The following is a 17,711-nucleotide window of genomic DNA, read 5'->3' on the forward strand; positions in this document are numbered from 1 at the left end:
CATAAAGCTGGAACAAATATCAGTAGTAGATGCAAACTACTAATATTTATCCCAGCTTTTTTTTGATGATACAAAAAACGCTCAAGTAGATTAAACTTGAACGATTCAGACATTATTCAGTAAGTCAAATTCGTCTAAGACCACTATAATATTTACGATATTTCATGTTACTAAGAAATTACATCTTTAAAGAAACATCAAATGCAAAAAAGTATCCACTGAACAACTCCTTTTTTACTCTAAATTTATATAATTAACCAATGGCTAATTAAAAGTTAACTTTATAGCTTTCTTTTCAAGTTATCTGAAAGGACATGGGATTTGGGGGCTTTTCCAACTACTTTGATTAATTGTTCTTCCTCCAGATAATCAATTGATTTGCCTAGTTTATATCTCGTGATTCCCATATTTTTGGCTAATAGTCCATCAGTTAATGGTGGTAAATATGTTCCAAATATGTGTTGCTGAAATAAAATCATTATAATATTCTTACTTATATCTTTATCTGTATTATTGCCTTCAATATTTAAATTTTTAACTATTTGCTTTGCTCTGTCAAACTGTTGTTTATCTTCGTCAATATTAGTGAGCATTTTTTCTTGGCCCAATATAAGTAAATTCATCATAGACATGATAAATAAAGTTGCTTCACCATAATTTTTTTCATCTTCCATTTCTGAAAAAGCTCGGTAATATCTCCCCTTATGTTCCGCTATTGCAGAAGAAAATGTAATTGCAGAAAAAGGATCTAATTTGCGAGAAAGATAAGAGCAAGTGATGAACCTACCAGTTCTACCATTACCATCATAAAAAGGATGAATATATTCATAAAAATAATGTGCTATAAAACATCGCTGCAAGCATGGTAAATCTTTATTATTCATTTCAGCAACTAGTTTATTTAAATCGTCAGTAATTTGTTTTTCATCATAATCTCCAACATGAATTGTTTTATCTCCATCTTTAATTTCAACAATATCTTTTCTAAATTTTTCTCCATCAGGAAAGTCATCGTTATCAATTTCCTCTTTTACTAATTTATCCCATATTTTTCTAAATTCTTCAATTTTATCTATCTTATTGTATTGATTATCTTGAAAAGTCAAGTACTGGGTAATTAAACCACTAAATCTTCTTTTTGAATTTTTATTCTGTATAATATGGTTTAATGTATCACTTAATTCTTTCTTAGAGCTATGTACCCCTTCTATATCGTTAGTACTTTGTAATTCATCAATTAAATTATTCATGAATAATTGACCATGTACCACTGGCGGCAAATCCGATAGCTTATCTTTTATTAATGATGAATTTGAAAATACTTTTTCCATTAGTAATTCCATTTCTATATTCGGTACATAGAAAATCTTAAACGCTTTATTTGAAATACGTTCCTGCTTCTTTTTAGAAAAAGGATGTATCTGTAAGTCAACAGAAACAGTAGCTTCATTATGTCTTCTTGAATTGATTATACTATTAAATTTGTCTGGATCTGAATGATTTATATAATATAACTTGCTTAATCCTTTATAATCCAAAGTCACTACCTCAATCCTATCTATCTTTTACAAAAAGGACATTTTTTGTAAAAGATGAATTATATTTTCCATTAAGTTTAGCAAAAAAACGTTTTTTTGCAAAAGATAAATTTTGGTTCTCATTGAGTTTAGTAAAAAACTGTTTTTTTGTAAAAGATAAGTTTAAGCATCATTCAGACTGACTGAAAATTTAGAATGACACAACTATTACCTAGAACCATTTTTAAATGATACAAAAAAAGTACTTCTCAAGTAAATGTCGAAACAATAAAACCAATACTCAAATTCTGTTTAGAATTACATAAGCATTACTTAATTAATTGTTCCCACTTCACTGAAGAAGTACCTCATCATTATTTTAAAAATTAGTCACGCACTATTAACACACTAACAGGTGATTTTTCCATAATTCCTTTGGCTTCATTGCCGACAGTCTTGCCTAACAAGGTTTTGGCTTCAGAACCTAACACAATTAAGTCTGGCTGAAAATCAGCCACAACTTCATCCAAAATAACTTTATCGGGATCACCTTCGGCTAAGATAGGCTTAGCTTCTTTCACACCAAAATTATCAGCTTTTTTCAGATATTCTAACAAGTCATGTGACAAGTTCAAACGCTTATCATCCATTTTTTCTGGTGACATGCTGTCAAAAACATTCACATCTTGCGTTTCTAAAACAGCAACAATTCCTAGTTGTGCATCCAAATCTCTCGCCATGGTACAAGCAGCATTAAATGCATGATCAGATGAAGTAAAATCGTCCACATCAATGCCTACTAAAATCTTCTTAAACCGCTTTTCTGTTACTTGGTAATTCTTCAATTCTGAATCCAAATTCCTAACCTCCACTAAAATTATTTAAAGTTTTGGCCCTTATTTTCTTCAAAGTAACGTTTGAATCGTCCTCGATAGCGATAAAACATGTAACTTAACAACACTAAACGTTTAATTCCGAAGTCACCTTTATAGAAAACAGTTGTGCCATACCGATCTTGTCGCAATAATTCGAGAGCAATTTCTTTATATTGATTTTCCAAAGCATACTTTTTAAAGACAGCCGTCGGAACTCCCAGCCATAGTTGATGCTGTGCTTTATTCTTATTACCGTAAACGGTTGGCTGTTCATCCAAGGTTTGTTTGACATAATCATCAACCACAAATTGAGCCAAATTATAACCATTTAAAGTAACATAAAAGCTACTACGTCCTTGGCGTAAATTAATTTCAAACAGCTTAAATTCCTGATCACGATCATCGAATTTCATATCAAAATTAGCGAAACCGGTAAATTCAATTTCTTCCAAGAAGCGTTGCAAAACATCGTACAACTTTTGATTGTATTCCGGTAAAATTGCCACATAATTACCAATTGCCGCCGGTGTCGGATCTTCCAATAACGGATGGCCTAAGCACATTAACTTGACATGATGATGTTGGTCAACATAGGCGTTTAAGACCCGCATATGTGAATCATCTCCCGGAATAAATTCCTGCAAAATCAAGTCGGATTCATAACCATTATCATAAATTTTGGCAACAATATCCAGAAATTCCGCTTCATCTTGAATAGTAAATGCTTTTTTGCGCCCTTCAAAATGAATATCCAACCACTCAACACTATTAGCTGGTTTTAACGCTACTGGATAATCAAACGGTACCGTCAAGTCCTGTTGTTGATACATTTGTTTGGTAATTATTTTTGTTTGTGGATGTGGCAAATGGTATTGTTCACAAATCTGATAAAATGATTCTTTATTATTTAATTTGCGTAACAAGTCATAGTCGACATAAGGACAAACAAAAGTTTGTGATAATTCTTCTTTATGCTTAGAAATCAATTCCGCATAACCGTCACCCATCGCCAATAATATAACAGGTTCTGTATGGTCAGCATACTTTTTGGCAATTTGGCGCATGTTTTCAATAAATGCTGGATCCTCAGTAAAACCGTCATATAAATTGACATTAATAATTTTTGAATACTTGGTGGGTGCCAAAGCTTCTTGAGCATAGGCTTGCACTGGTTGATGCGTTAGTTCATAAAACGACCGCGCAAAACCGTAAGCATTAATATCACTGCCTAAAATAACTGGTGTAAAATTCACTTCACTCTGATTATCGATAATCTCTCACATTCCTTTATTACTAAGTTTGAATTAATTAATTTTGAGTTTCCGAAACTGATCTCAGCTATTCAATGGAATAATCAATGATCAAGTACAACCACATTGTACCAAATCAGCCGTCAAATATAGCACTAAATTTCAAATTACAACCAAATTTTAAACTTTACTGCGACAAAAGCGCTTAGCAGCTGAGCATAGTCAAGAATCAGTACTTAAGTTTTGCACTTTAAACTTGAGGACTATTCGTAGCTAGACGCAAACTGCTGCTTTTGGCACTTGGAGCGCTAATCAATACACTGCGACAAAGGGTGCTTAGAAGCTGAGCACTAACCTAGGCCAAAACTAAAGTGATTCTTAGCTTTAGTTATTGGGCGTAGTTAGGCGCAAGTTTTTGCCCTTTGGAGTGCTAATCAATATACTGCGGCAAAGAACGCTTACTCATTTGCTCAAGAACCTGCGGCCTGACAATTTAAGCATCAGTCTTAGTGGTACTATCTTTAACATTAATCGCAGGTTGCTGCTTTAAACCAAAATCCGCTTGCTGAATATTTTTTTTAGGTGGTTGATTTAACATCATATCATCATCACCCACATACATATTAGGGGCTACTTGATAAAATAGTTGTCCTTGGTTATTTTTAATCACTTTACCAATTTTCCACGTCGACTGCTTAGCAAAATCAACGCCATCGCCCATGTACAAATAACCTTGAGCATTATAAATTTTCGTTGTGGAATTTTTGATGGTTCCAATCAATCCCATATTTTGCGCCGGATGTCCATTAATTCCAAAATCGGGCTGTTGCACAATATGATCTGGCGTGCCATCCACCGCTAAATCATCATCACGGACATACAAGTTGGGCGCAACTTGATAAAACAAATGGCCTTGAGCATTCTGAAGTACTTTGCCAATTTTCCACGTTGATTGATAAGCCAGATCGACCCCATCATTGATGCCTTGTTGACCATCAGCATAATAAGTCGCACTAATCGGGTTTTTAATCGTTCCGACCAAACGCTGTTTCAAGCGACCCGATGTTGGTTCAAAATTAGCCCAAACATCACTACTCTTGACCCATTCGTTACCCGCAATTTGATAATAGAACAGATTACTCATCGTTTTAATTTTGCCGACACGCCAATCAGTATTAACCGGCACAAAGCGCTGTTTAATCAATTGCCCTTGATTATCGTATAAATTAGTATATGGCCCGCTGGTAGTAGTAACCACTTTATAATTATAATCTTTTGCGTGGACTGTCTCGCCCTTCTGTGCCATGAATACGCCCCAAACACTACTAATTAATAAGAAACTACTGATAATTTTTGATTTTGACATTGCCAAACTCCCCCTCAATTAAAAATAAGTCTCTCTAAGGCTTATTATAGTCGGGCACACCATGAACGCCAAAATTTGTTATTACTCAACTGCAATTTATTTAAAAGAAAAAAATAAGATTTCTGAATTCTAACTTTTTCATAGCAAAGTCAGAGTTTAGAAATCTCATAGTCAGACTGAATTCAATTAAATAAACCGCTGATAGGCAACACATGGTTTATGCATTACATTATCAATCGTCCCGCATTGGGTAAAACCATTTTTTTCAATCACATGGCGCATGGCCAAGTTATCGAAGTGCGTATCAATACGGACATCACTAAAATTCAACGAAGCGGCAATTGTTAATAGGTGCTGAATAAAAATTGATGATAGACCTTCGCCTTGATGTCCCTGACAAATCGCTACGCGATGAATAATGGCATAATTTTTGTGCGAATCCGGACTCCATTGACCATCATAAATTTGATCATAATTACTCTCACCCTGATCCTCCAAGGCGGCAACACCGGCAATTTGATCATCTTTAATTAAAAAGTAAGCGATACCTCGGTCAATATCATCTTGTAAAATAGCTTGATCAGGGTAACCATCTTGCCACAAGTCGACACCCCGACCGCGAAGGACACCTTTCGCTTCTTCAATAATTTCGACCACTAATTCAATTTCATCAGCGTGAACTTTCCGTAAATATGTGACTGGCATTATCTATCCCTCCCAAAATTGAAACACCAGAACATGGTACATAGGTCAATCACAAATTGCAACCTTTTAAATAAAATTTTTTTACTTTTGCCACTGCTCAATTTGATTAGCCGCCAAAGCAATTGATAGTACCGCATCTGGCGATAAATTATTCCGCAAATCACTCATTAGTGTATTGCTGGCGACTGCCCCGATAACTTCTAACGCATATTCAATTAAATGTAGATCACTTTGAGCATTATAACTGCCTGTTTGGTAAGGATTTTCGTGATTATAGTCAAAATTAATTTCATTGTTCACAAAACTGCCATCAACATGATTAACTAAAATCCGATCTTGCAGTTGGGCTAAAGTTTGTTGTTCATGTTGCAAAGTTAAGCGATGATCGGATTCATTTTGGTAATATTGTTCTTCGGTCATAGTTAAATAATTTTGCACAGGCTGGCGTAAAATGGCCAAACCATCTAACAGTTCATAGATCTTTTGCACATCTAAAGTTTCAGTCTGTGCAACAATTTGCGCGCTGTGTTCTTCTAACCAATCGGCTAATTGACTAATCGTTTGTGTTTCCATAGTTTTCCTCCCGCAAGCCACAGGCTTTTATTATTAAATTATAACTGTTTCGCCTATGAGATACCAGCAACTATACTGCAACCCCGGCACTTAAAAGCTAAGCACAGCAAAAGTTGCTTTTACCTTTAGTTTTTGAACATAGTTAAACTCACGTTTTTACTTCTTGGAAAAAATGCTAGATTAATCTGTGCCAAAAACCAATTTAAGCTATGAAAAAAATGTAAAAAGTATGATTTTAAATGTACATATTTACAAATTAGTGTTTTAACAGCACTTAATTTATTACTATTTTTTGCGAAATTTAATTGTAATAATCGCTTTTATGAGCAATAATGCTTTTATTTTTAACCAATATTTCCTAATTACAGAAAATTTATCTTAATTTTACTTTAATTGATATTGTTAATTTTTTTTCTTTAGTATAGAATTAACTTTTAGGTTAAAAACGTTATCAATCAAATATTGATAGCATTACTCTAATAATGGAGGGATTACATTGAACGAAAAGGATTTAGCGGGACAAATCCTTCAGCTCGTTGGCGGTGATGAAAACGTCAACGCTGCTTGGCATTGTGCCACGCGTTTACGCTTTACTTTAAAGGATGAAAGTAAAGCTCAGAAAGATAAAATTGAAAGCCTTGATGGTGTGATTACTGTCGTGCAAGCCGGAGGACAATATCAAGTTGTTATTGGTAACAATGTTGGTAGCGTATACGATGCTTTAGTTGGTATCGACCCCCGCTTGGGTGAAGGTGATGATGCACCTGCTACACCAGCGGCCAGTGAAGGTAAGAAAAAGTTAACTGCTAAGGGCATGTTTGATGCTTTTGTTTCCTTTATTTCTGGTGCTTTCACACCGTTTTTAGGTGCCATGGCTGGTGCCGGTATTTTAAAGGGCTTATTATCTTTATTTGTCGTCTTACACTGGATGACACCCAAGACTGGTGCTTATCAAATTTGGTATGCCGCGGCTGATGGAATCTTCTATTTCTTACCAGTTATTTTAGCGTTTACTGCTGCTAAGCAAATGAAAGTTAACCAATATGTGACCGTTGCCATTGGGATGGCTTTGGTTTATCCAACCATGGTTAACATGAAAGGCTTAGACTTCTTCTCCATTCCAGTTTCTAAAGCTACTTATACAAGTACGGTTATTCCTATCTTGTTAGTGGTAGTCGTTCAAAAATGGTTAGAACCTTTATTTAACAAGTTTTGGCATGAGTCAGTGCGTAACATTTTAACGCCATTATGTATGTTAATGATTTTGGTTCCATTAACCTTCTTAATTGTAGGACCAATCAGTAACGCCATCAGTGGTTTCTTAGCTGGTATTGTTTTAGCTTTGTACCAACATGTCCGGATTCTCTCTGGATTAGTCCTCGGTGCTTTCTGGGAAGTCTTTGTTATTTTTGGTGTGCATTGGGCGTTTGTTCCTGTTATGATGAACGACTTATCAAAATGGGGCTATGATCCATTAATGCCAATCTTATTACCAGCTGTTTTATCGCAAGCTGGTGCTGCTTTAGGAGTCTTTTTAAAGACTAAAGATGACAAGATGAAAGGTTTAGCTGGTTCGAACACCATTACCGCAATCTTCGGTATTACTGAACCAACCGTTTATGGTATTACCTTAAAAATGAAGAAACCATTTTACTGTGCTGTCGTTGCTGGTGGAATTGGTGGGGCCATTGTCGCCTTTTCCGGTGTGCATGCCAATACCGTTGGTTTAGCCAGCATCTTGAGTTTGCCAACCTTCATCAGTAAAGGTTTCGCTTTATCTTGTGTGGGTGATGCTTTGGCCTTCGTCTTAGCTGCCATCTTCACTTATCTCTGGGGTGGTGTCAACAAAGATGTTGCTCCAGCAGCAGCTACTACCGAAACAACTACTGCTTCTACTGAAAATATTTCCACTGCTACAACTAATAACGGCACTGAAACAGAATTAATTGCCCCAGTTGCCGGTACTGTTATTCCAATTACTAGTGTTAGTGATCAAGTTTTTGCCTCTGAGGCAATGGGTAAAGGAATCGCCATTGTACCTACTGCTAAAGTTGTAACGTCACCAATCTCTGGAACCATTAGTGTTGCTTATCCAACTGGACACGCTGTCGGCATCACCGGTGATGATGGTGTTGAAGTGCTATTGCACTTAGGAATTGACACAGTTAACTTGAACGGTGAACACTTCAAATTATTGGTTGAAAAAGATCAACACGTTGAAGCGGGAACACCTTTAATTGAATTCGATTACGAAGCAATCAAGGCAGCCGGTTATGACAATACGGTAATGATGATTGTGACTAATACGGACAATTATGATTTCCAATTTACCGATGACACAGAAGCTGATGGTAACCCATTGATTACCGTTACTCCGAAAAATTAGTAATAATCAAAAAATCCTTCAAAAATTTTGAAGGATTTTTTTGTACAATCATTTAATTAATTATTTATTTTTGGCAGGTACGGTTTTATTATCCAATTCTGTCCGCACTACAATCACATCTGTTGCAGCATTGCGAATCACATATGAAGAAACTGAACCGACCAATAGTCGCTCTACCGCATTCAGTCCCGTGGAACCCAAGATAATGAGATCATCATCGTAATCCTTAAAGAAATCTGCGGCAATAATTACTTTCGGATCGCCAAAGCGAATATGAATTTGAATTTTATCAGCATCCAAGCCATCAGCAACCATTTGCTCTTTTAATTGCGCTAAATAATTCTGTGAATCTTCCGTAATTTGATAGATGATATCACTAGTTAACATGCCGCCATACGCCCCAACAAACTGCCGCGTATCCAAGACGTTCAAAACATCAACCGTGGCATGATTTCTAATTGCGACTTGTGTTGCTTTTTTAAGTGCCGTTTCTGATTCCTTAGAACCATCCACAGGGACTAAAATTCTTTGATATTCTTGCATAAGGTTTGCCACCCCTTCTCGTCAAAGACAATTGCAGTTCTATCTTGGCGAAGTTTCTAGTCCTAAAATTATAAATAATTTTATTAATTTAATTATAACATAATACTATCATTTTTCAGACAATTTACTTGGAATTTCGTGAATGAAAAATTAAAATGACTCGCCTATTGAACCATATCTTTGATAAAATTAAGTAAAAGTCTACGGAGGTACATTATGGATCAAAAACAATTATTAGATATTTCATCTGGAAATAATTTTCGTGAATTAGGCGGCTATCCCACGAAAGATGGTCACCATTTAAAGTCACATAAATTAATTCGGTCTGGTAGCTTAGGCAGTTTGAATCAGCGAGATTTAGACTATCTCGACGATTATGGCGTCCGGTTTGATATTGACTTTCGGTCTGCCGATGAACAAGCTAAAGTCCCCGATCATGTTCCCGCACAGGCTAAATATTTATTTGACCCGGTTTTCAAAGTAGATTTAACCCAAGCCTCTAAATTTAATGCTGATGAAGAAGATAAAAGCGCCTTGGAAAAAGAGGCTTTATCGGATATTCCTGAAAACGGCCACGCTAACATGTTAGATACTTATCAGGATATCATCAATCTGGACAGTGCCAAAAAAGCCTATCGCATTTTCTTTGAACAATTATTAGCTAATGATCAAGCCGATGAAACTTTATTGTTCCATTGTACTGCTGGCAAAGATCGAACCGGGATTGGTGCAGCCCTACTTTTATCCGCTTTAAATGTTGATGCTGACATTATCATCAAAGACTATCTGTTTACTAATGTGGCATCTAAAGCTTATATTGACCAACAATTGGCCGATTTGCAGGCCCAAGGCTTAAATCCCAAACAATTAATTTCCGCCAAAGCCTTACTAACTGTTAGTCCTGATTATCTGCGCATTGCGGATGCTGAAATCAAAAAAACCGCTGGCAGTTGGTTAAACTTTATTCAAACTGAACTAAATGTCAGTGATGGCGATTTACAAGATTTACGTAAAATTTATTTAGATTAACAAGCAATTAAGCAACGATTCAAGCTTCTAAAATTGGCTAACAAATGCTAAGTTTAGGAGCTTTTTTGTCGTATAGATTCATTATTACCATAGCACTCATAAAATCAGTGGAATGTTAAATAACTGATTTATTGTGAAAAAGTTAATTAGTTGTTACGCCGCTTTCACTAGTCATTTAAAATATAGTTGTCGTTATTAAAGAAAGGAGTAGTTATTATGAAAGCAGCGCGCATTTATGGGAAACAGGATATCCGGATTGAAGATGTAGAACTCCCCGAACCCCAAGATGATCAGGTACAAGTCAAAGTCAAGTTCATTGGAATTTGTGGCAGCGATGTGCACATGTATGCCGATGGTTTTGCTTTACCTTATGAACCGAATCCTTTATCTGGCAAAACTGTTCCGATTATTCAAGGACATGAATTTTCGGGACAAGTAGTTAAGCTTGGCAAAAATGTGCAAAATATTGCGCTCAATGACCGTGTGGCAATTGAGCCTATTTTAGCCTGTGGTCATTGTCCCAATTGTCTGAAGGGGCAATACAATTATTGCCTCAATGCCGTTGGCCCTGATGGTAGCGGCAATTTCATTGGCGTTTCAGATGATGGCGGCATGGCAGAATATGCCAACGTTAAAGCCCAATTTGTTCATCCTATCCCGGATGAAATGGGATTTGACTTAGGAGCTTTAGCGGAACCGACTTCTGTCGCCTATGAAGGCATCAAACGTAGTGGTTTAATTGCCGGCCAAACAGTTGCGGTCATGGGCGCTGGTCCCATTGGATTATGCACGGCACTACTTGCCAAAATTGCTGGAGCCACCAAAGTTTATATTTCTGATGTCTCCACACAACGTCTAGCTAAAGCTCAAGAACTGGGAATTACGAACACTTTAAATCCTACTAGCGATGATGTGGTCGCAAAAATCCATGCTGATTTACCAGCTGGCGTCGATATTGCCTTTGAATGTGCTGGAGTGCAAGCGACATTCGATACTGCTAATCAAGTAACTGCTTCTACTGGCTTAATTCAAGTGGACGCTTTATTTGGTCAATCCATTACTTTGGATATCAATGATGCCATCATGAACGGTCACAATATCCATACCACCCTAGGCTATGAAAACTGTTTTCCCACAGTAATTAACATCATCAATAACCATCAAGAGCTTTTCCAGAAATTAATTACAAAGAAAATTCCGTTAGAACAAACTGTTGACGGAATTAAATCATTAACTACGGATAAATCACAGGTCAAAGTTTTGATTTCTCCCGAACTGTAAATAATTTATCAATCATCAAACCAAAAAATCCTTAAGCCCATTGAGCCTAAGGATTTTTATAATGCTATTTACATATTTAATTAATCTGCAAAGCCTTTGAATTGCCAATTATCAACTTCAGGTAAATCTGCACCATTTTCCCGAATATAATCATGATGCTTTTGTAACTTAGCATCCATTTGGTGACTAAAGTCTTGGGCTTGATCACCATAAACCAAGTTAGCTGCATGTTGGGCTAAGTGGAAGCGATCCAGTTCATTAACGACCCGCATATCAAATGGTGTCGTAATATCACCATTTTCCCGATAACCATGCGCATACATATTATGATTATTCCGTTCGTAGAAGATATCCCGTAATAAATCTTCAAAACCATGGAAAGCAAAGATGATCGGTGCCTTCTTGGTAAAGATGGCATCAAATTGTTCTTGACTCAAGCCGCGCGGATTCTTGCTTGGTACTTGCAACTTCAATAAGTCAACTACACTAACAAAGCGAATCTTCATTTCTGGGAAAGCAGCATGCAATAAATCAATCGCTGCTAAAGATTCCATGTTAGGTTCTGTGCCCGCCGCTGCAAAGACAATATCTGGTTGTTGACCGTGATCATTAGTGGCCCAATCAATGACTTTCACACCTTGTTCCACAATCTCCTTAGCTTCTGCCATGGAGTAGAATTGTGGCCGTGGTTGCTTAGAAGCAATGATTAAATTAATTACTTCTTGTTCATTCAAAGAATGTGCAGCAACTGCAATTAAAGTATTCGCATCGGCTGGTAAATACTCCCGAATATATTCCGGTTTCTTTTCAGCCAAATGAGTTAGAATACCCGGATCTTGGTGTGTATAACCATTATGGTCTTGTTGGAAAGAAGTCGAAGTTGAAATAACATTCAAAGCTGGGTACTTCTTCCGCCAAGGTAATTCGTTGGCCTTACGAATCCACTTGAAGTGTTGCGTCAACATTGAGTCAACTACCCGTAAGAAGGCTTCGTAACTTGAGAAAATTCCGTGACGACCAGTTAAAGTATAACCTTCCAACCAGCCTTCAGCTTGGTGTTCAGACAATTGTGCATCCAAAATTCGCCCAGCTGGAGCTTCAAATTGATCATTCGGCTTTTTAATGGGTTCCAACCATTGGCGCTCACTAGTTTCAAAAATGTGCATCAAGCGATTGGACATGGTTTCATCCGGTCCAAAAATTCTAAAAGTGGTTGGGTTAAGTTTAATAATATCACGTAAATAATTACCTAATTCCACCATATCTTGACCAATGACGGTGCCCGGTTGGTCAAATTTGAATTCATAATCATCAGGATTAGGCAACTTTAATGGTTTTGGATCTAAACCACCATTAGTAATAGGATTCATTGACATCCGTTGGTTACCTTTAGGTGTCAAAGCTTTGATTTCTGGCTTTAAAGTACCATTTTCATCGAATAATTCTTCAGGATGATAAGATTTCAACCAAGATACTAAGGCATCAGCATGTTCCATGTGGTTAGCATCAACTGGAATTGGAATTTGATGTGCTCTAAATGAGCCTTCAATTGGTTCATTATCCCAAGATTTCGGACCAGTCCAGCCCTTGGGTGCCCGGAAAATAATTACTGGCCAATGAGCCATTTTGGCATCTGCAGCTGCATTTTGACGAGCTTCTTGTTGAATGGAATGAATTTTTTCAATGGCTTGATCCATCGCAGCAGCCATTTCGGGATTCATTTTTGCTACATCGTCGCCTTCCACAAAAATTGGATCCCAGCCCATACCGATAAAGTATTGTTTTAGTTCTTCATCAGTTTTTCGAGACAGAATAGTTGGATTTGAAATCTTAAAACCATTTAAGTTTAAGATCGGTAAAACAGCACCATCCGTCACAGGATTAATAAAGACATTAGAGAACCAAGAAGTGGCTAGTGGACCAGTTTCTGCTTCACCATCACCGATTACCGCCGCAGCAATGACGTCGGGATTGTCTAAAATAGCACCAACACCATGAGAGATTGAATAACCTAATTCGCCACCTTCATGCATGGAACCGGGAGTTTCCGGAGCAGCATGTGAAGCCACACCACCGGGGAACGAAAATTGTTTAAATAATTTTTGCATACCGGCTTCGTCAGCAGTGATTTCTGGATAAATCTCACTATAACTGCCATCTAAATAAGAATTAGAGACCATGACCTGTCCACCGTGACCAGGTCCTTCAATGTAGAACATGTTTAAATCATATTTATTGATCACACGATTCAAATGAGTATAAATAAAGTTCTGCCCTGCAATTGTCCCCCAATGTCCAATTGGATGAACCTTTACATCATCAGCTTTGAGTTCCCGCTTTAATAACGGATTATCCTTTAAATATAATTGACCAATTGAAATATAATTAGCCGCATCAAAATATTTGGTCATCAAATCAAAATATTCTGGACTACTGTAATCTGTCATTGCTCTTCCTCCTAAAAATAATTCGGTTGCAAATATTGTGACAATCAGCACTGCAAAATCTACTTCACTAAGAGCCCTTACATGATATTTATAAACCTTGCACAAACTTTTGTCAACCATTTTAAAAAATGGTACGACCCAATTATTTATTTAAATTAACGAAGGTGGCAAAATTCCAGTACTTATAGTGCAAACGCATGCTCGAATATTCAAACGGAATACCGTCATCACGAAAGAAAATCCCCGCCATAATGCCCACTGGTTCAGTCGGTTTTAACTGCAATAATTTTTGATCCGTCGGTGAAGACGGTTCGGCAGCCATATCTAAATACGCCCGATTAATCACCTCTCCTTTTTGTTCTTCTAAGTAATTAAACAAAGAATTTTCCAAAACTTTTTGTGAGAGATTAGGCAACAAGCGGACGGGTAAATAACTCGTCTCAATTAAAATTGGAATTTCATCCAGCTTGCGGAGCCGCTGAAATACATAAACAAAATCGTCGTCATTTAAAAATAAATTTTGTTGGATTTCCAAAGGCGGCTTTTGCACATCTAAACTTAAAACTTGAATTTGCTGCGTTTGTCCATTCTTAACCATGGCTGTTGTTAAACCAACATTGTCACCCGTATAATCTAGTGCAGTTTTATTTTTTAAAAATAGCGGATTAATAAAATTGCCTGAACCTTGTTTTTTAAAGATGATACCTTGATCAGCTAATAGTTGGATCGCCCGCTTAATTGAACTGCGGCTCACGGCAAAGCTTTCACTTAGGCTGCGTTCATCCGGCAATTTGAGATTAGCATAGTGATGGTGAGTAATGTTGCGCTTGATCGTTTGGGCAATTTGAACATAAATTGGTTTACTCATGCATTTTTCCATCCTTACTTTTGAAAGTTATCAAATCTATTATGCCATGTCAGGGTAAGCTTTTTCAAAATGAATCCGCGTCCATGAACAATCACCTCAAATTTATCAAAAGTCAAATAAAATATTTTCAGTAAAACTATTAGAATAATTATTACAATCTCACAAAAATAGAGTAAAATTACAATTATTAACTAGGTAATTCACAGAGTTGGTTCAGGGAGATGCTAGAATGATTGCCAAACGAAATTGGCTGATTATAAAAAATTCTTACTGCACGATTGCTTTCTTAATTGGTTTTATCTGCCTATTTACTAGCCATCTAACCCAAGCGGCTGTTAATTTGCCGCCAACTAACGTTCTGCAATCAAAAAGTATTAATTTACTTCCGACACAAACTCAAAATCCACTGATCAAAGATAGTGAACCACTAGCTAATTTGACTCCACCTAATGGTAACGCCATCGATACCTCTTGGTGGAATTTTACTGCAACCACCGGAACTTTAACCATTAACCTAGATGCCTTAAAGCAAGACAGTACCAAATTTCAGCCGACTTACACAAATTCTGAAAATTACAAATATTATCCGTGGTATTATGCTTTAAACGGCGACTTGTCCCAAATCAAAACTGTGACTTTTCAAAATACCAGTAGTCAAAAATTTACCCCGCCCAATGATGATCTGGGTTGCTTATTTTGGGGAATGAGTAATTTGACCAAGATTAATGGTTTAGACCAACTCAACACTCATTATGTTGTGGTCTTTAGTAGTTTATTTAACGGTTGCCAAAGTTTAGATTCAACGCAAATGAATAAACAAATTGCTGCCTTAGATTTATCTGCCGCTAATACCACGACGAATATGTTTAAAGGCTGTACAGATCTCACGCAATTAGATTTAAGCTCCTGGTCAAAAAGCGCCAATGGTCTCAAGACTAGTAATATGTTTCAAAATTGCACTAACTTAACGACGATTAACCTAGGAACTAACTTTGCTAGCAATAATTTTACCGATATTTCGGGAATGTTTAGCGGGGACAGCGCTTTAACAACTATTCAAAATATTGAACAACTAAATGTTACCAATGCTGCAGATTTATCTAACCTGTTTAACAGTTGTCAAGCACTAACAACCCTCGACTTGAGTCGTTGGCAAATCGGCGCTCAAATCGGCACTAGCAATATTAAAACTATTAATTTAGCTAAAATGTTTCAAGGGTGTACTCATCTAACTAGTATCTCAGGACTTGAACAATGGCAGACTGATAAAGTCGGAGCTGCCAATGGTCTTTTTGATCATTGTAATGCACTAAAAGACATCAACATCAGTACTTGGAACCTGGATCAAGCTACGAACCTTGGCAGTATGTTTTCCAACTGTTCAAGCTTACAAACCATTGCTTGCGCCAATTTAATCGGCAGTCAAAATAAATTTTTTGATAATCTTTTTTATAATGATTCTCAATTAGTCCAACTTGATATCGGCAAATTAAACATGAAATCCAGTACGGCGCAAGCCAATATGTTTACAGGAACGACTAATCTGTGTAAATTAACACTCAGTCCGTATTTGAAATTAGGAACCAGTTGCGGTTTACGAGCTGCCCCTGGAAATGGTAAGGCCTTTAGTACTGATCCAACTGAAGCCAATCCCCAACATCTTTCGACGTCCGATAGTTGGCAAGAATTAGGGACTGGTGTCGACGACTATCGGGCCAATGGTCCTTTATATAGTAATAATGATTTAATCAAACTTTACCCAGGTACAAATAATCCCACAACTGTGAAAACTTACGTCTGGCAATCAGGCTGGTGGGGATTATCATTAACCACGGGCAACTTAGTTTTATTTGATGATGGCAACAAGAGCACTCATCAACCACAAGCAACGACTAATGATACTCAAAACTCACCATTAGGGACTTGGCCGTGGCAGCCTTACGTTGACCAAATCAAAAGCGCGAGCGTTAACGCGACTGTAAACACGGGGAAAGTGAATTTCAGTAACGCCAGTGGCTTACTGGCGAATTGTAAAAATTTACAAACCGTTTCTAATCTCAATGATTTATCGATTGATAACGCCTCAATTGACCATCTTTTTTATCAGGATACTAGTCTGAAACAATTGGATCTAACTAATTTGGACACTACTAAAACGACTAATGATACTAATTGCTTGGCTGGTTTAACTAATTTATGGAAAATCACTTTAGGCAAGCAAACTAAATTAACGCTTGCTGCTAACTTGCCAACAGCTCCTGGCAATAATACCGCTTTTCCAGAAAATAATAACTATCAAAGTTTGACTAACAATTGGCAAGAAGTTAAATCAAGTGACACTAACATTTATCAACCTAGTGGTGCTCTTTTGACTAATGCTCAAATTGAACAACGGGCATTAGGGCAAGTTCAAACCTATATTTGGCAGCCGAGCTGGAAAGTCGTCTTATCTAAATATCCTCGTTCTTTATCACTCAATCACATTTATGATTATCGCGCGGGGTCTGCGCCCTTAGTAGGGCCACAAGAATTTGAAATTCAAGACAATCGTCCTACTCCTAACAATGACTGGCAATTAAATGCCAGTGCACGCCAAACTAAAGGTTCAAATGTTGCAATCTTATTTAACCAGCAAAGTATTATGAATCAAAACACTGTGATTCAATCTAGTAAAAATTTAACTGCAAATACGAGCGAGCAATATCAATGGAATTATCCTGCTAGTACCGGCTTTGGTGTTAGTTGGCAAAATGGTGTACAAAGACCGAGTTTAAACAATCAGTTTATTATTACCTACTCTCTAACAGATTCACTACATTAATTGAATAATAACTTTCAAAATAAAAAAGTTGGAGTAACAATCAGACTGTG

At 36.9% G+C, this 17,711-nt stretch carries 13 protein-coding genes; 4 read left to right on the forward strand and 9 right to left on the reverse strand.

The genetic code is table 11. From position 1 onward, the window contains the following. Positions 1-281 precede the first annotated feature (281 nt). From AC3B6B_RS00455 to AC3B6B_RS00480, 6 genes are all read right to left on the reverse strand, one after another. Positions 282-1,538, reverse strand: a complete 1,257-nt coding sequence (locus AC3B6B_RS00455) for a Fic family protein (RefSeq protein WP_489756753.1) — start codon at positions 1,536-1,538, stop codon at positions 282-284. A gap of 365 nt (positions 1,539-1,903) precedes the next feature. Further along, positions 1,904-2,374 carry a universal stress protein gene (locus AC3B6B_RS00460; RefSeq protein ID WP_489756754.1) on the reverse strand — a complete coding sequence of 157 codons (471 nt, stop codon included), beginning with the start codon at positions 2,372-2,374 and terminating at the stop codon, positions 1,904-1,906. Between the two features lie 20 nt (positions 2,375-2,394). Next, positions 2,395-3,645 carry a carboxylate--amine ligase gene (locus AC3B6B_RS00465; RefSeq protein WP_489756755.1) on the reverse strand — a complete coding sequence of 417 codons (1,251 nt, stop codon included), beginning with the start codon at positions 3,643-3,645 and terminating at the stop codon, positions 2,395-2,397. Between the two features lie 490 nt (positions 3,646-4,135). Next, entirely contained in the window at positions 4,136-5,008 is an 873-nt protein-coding gene (locus AC3B6B_RS00470; protein ID WP_489756756.1) for a hypothetical protein, read from the reverse strand. Between the two features lie 186 nt (positions 5,009-5,194). Continuing rightward, positions 5,195-5,713 (reverse strand): GNAT family N-acetyltransferase, encoded by a 519-nt coding sequence (locus tag AC3B6B_RS00475; RefSeq protein WP_489756757.1) that lies wholly within the window; start codon positions 5,711-5,713, stop codon positions 5,195-5,197. An 81-nt stretch (positions 5,714-5,794) separates the two neighbouring features. Then, positions 5,795-6,286 carry a hypothetical protein gene (locus AC3B6B_RS00480; protein WP_489756758.1) on the reverse strand — a complete coding sequence of 164 codons (492 nt, stop codon included), beginning with the start codon at positions 6,284-6,286 and terminating at the stop codon, positions 5,795-5,797. 496 nt (positions 6,287-6,782) lie between these two features. Between AC3B6B_RS00480 and AC3B6B_RS00485 the strand changes: the two genes are divergently transcribed. Beyond that, positions 6,783-8,672, forward strand: a complete 1,890-nt coding sequence (locus tag AC3B6B_RS00485; protein WP_489756759.1) for a beta-glucoside-specific PTS transporter subunit IIABC — start codon at positions 6,783-6,785, stop codon at positions 8,670-8,672. A gap of 60 nt (positions 8,673-8,732) precedes the next feature. Here AC3B6B_RS00485 and AC3B6B_RS00490 read toward each other — a convergent pair whose 3' ends face one another. Next, positions 8,733-9,215, reverse strand: coding sequence for a universal stress protein (locus tag AC3B6B_RS00490; protein WP_489756760.1), 483 nt, complete (start codon positions 9,213-9,215; stop codon positions 8,733-8,735). 216 nt (positions 9,216-9,431) lie between these two features. On the opposite strand from AC3B6B_RS00490, the gene AC3B6B_RS00495 reads away from it, so the two are divergent. Both AC3B6B_RS00495 and AC3B6B_RS00500 read left to right on the forward strand, forming a co-directional pair. Then, positions 9,432-10,244, forward strand: coding sequence for a tyrosine-protein phosphatase (locus AC3B6B_RS00495; protein ID WP_489756761.1), 813 nt, complete (start codon positions 9,432-9,434; stop codon positions 10,242-10,244). Positions 10,245-10,460: 216 nt separating this feature from the next. Continuing rightward, the gene (locus AC3B6B_RS00500; RefSeq protein ID WP_489756762.1) at positions 10,461-11,525 is read left to right on the forward strand and encodes an alcohol dehydrogenase catalytic domain-containing protein; all 1,065 of its coding nucleotides are present in this window, start codon (positions 10,461-10,463) and stop codon (positions 11,523-11,525) included. Positions 11,526-11,605: 80 nt separating this feature from the next. Here the strand turns inward: AC3B6B_RS00500 and AC3B6B_RS00505 are convergent, their stop codons facing one another. Together AC3B6B_RS00505 and AC3B6B_RS00510 are read right to left on the reverse strand one after the other, a co-directional pair. After that, positions 11,606-13,972 (reverse strand): phosphoketolase family protein, encoded by a 2,367-nt coding sequence (locus tag AC3B6B_RS00505; RefSeq protein WP_489756763.1) that lies wholly within the window; start codon positions 13,970-13,972, stop codon positions 11,606-11,608. Positions 13,973-14,114: 142 nt separating this feature from the next. Continuing rightward, positions 14,115-14,840 (reverse strand): GntR family transcriptional regulator, encoded by a 726-nt coding sequence (locus AC3B6B_RS00510; RefSeq protein ID WP_489756764.1) that lies wholly within the window; start codon positions 14,838-14,840, stop codon positions 14,115-14,117. 229 nt (positions 14,841-15,069) lie between these two features. Between AC3B6B_RS00510 and AC3B6B_RS00515 the strand changes: the two genes are divergently transcribed. Next, the gene (locus AC3B6B_RS00515; protein ID WP_489756765.1) at positions 15,070-17,661 is read left to right on the forward strand and encodes a BspA family leucine-rich repeat surface protein; all 2,592 of its coding nucleotides are present in this window, start codon (positions 15,070-15,072) and stop codon (positions 17,659-17,661) included. Positions 17,662-17,711: the final 50 nt, after the last annotated feature.

It is taken from the genome of Bombilactobacillus sp. ESL1197 (assembly GCF_058107145.1).

What these genes read in the sequence shown, in the direction of transcription:
- AC3B6B_RS00510 (WP_489756764.1), bottom strand. Translation starts at nt 14,840, where the DNA reads ATGAGTAAACCAATTTATGTTCAAATTGCCCAAACGATCAAGCGCAAC.
- AC3B6B_RS00480 (WP_489756758.1), bottom strand. Translation starts at nt 6,286, where the DNA reads ATGGAAACACAAACGATTAGTCAATTAGCCGATTGGTTAGAAGAACAC.
- AC3B6B_RS00500 (WP_489756762.1), top strand. Translation starts at nt 10,461, where the DNA reads ATGAAAGCAGCGCGCATTTATGGGAAACAGGATATCCGGATTGAAGAT.
- AC3B6B_RS00475 (WP_489756757.1), bottom strand. Translation starts at nt 5,713, where the DNA reads ATGCCAGTCACATATTTACGGAAAGTTCACGCTGATGAAATTGAATTA.
- AC3B6B_RS00470 (WP_489756756.1), bottom strand. Translation starts at nt 5,008, where the DNA reads ATGTCAAAATCAAAAATTATCAGTAGTTTCTTATTAATTAGTAGTGTT.
- AC3B6B_RS00495 (WP_489756761.1), top strand. Translation starts at nt 9,432, where the DNA reads ATGGATCAAAAACAATTATTAGATATTTCATCTGGAAATAATTTTCGT.
- AC3B6B_RS00515 (WP_489756765.1), top strand. Translation starts at nt 15,070, where the DNA reads ATGATTGCCAAACGAAATTGGCTGATTATAAAAAATTCTTACTGCACG.
- AC3B6B_RS00505 (WP_489756763.1), bottom strand. Translation starts at nt 13,972, where the DNA reads ATGACAGATTACAGTAGTCCAGAATATTTTGATTTGATGACCAAATAT.
- AC3B6B_RS00490 (WP_489756760.1), bottom strand. Translation starts at nt 9,215, where the DNA reads ATGCAAGAATATCAAAGAATTTTAGTCCCTGTGGATGGTTCTAAGGAA.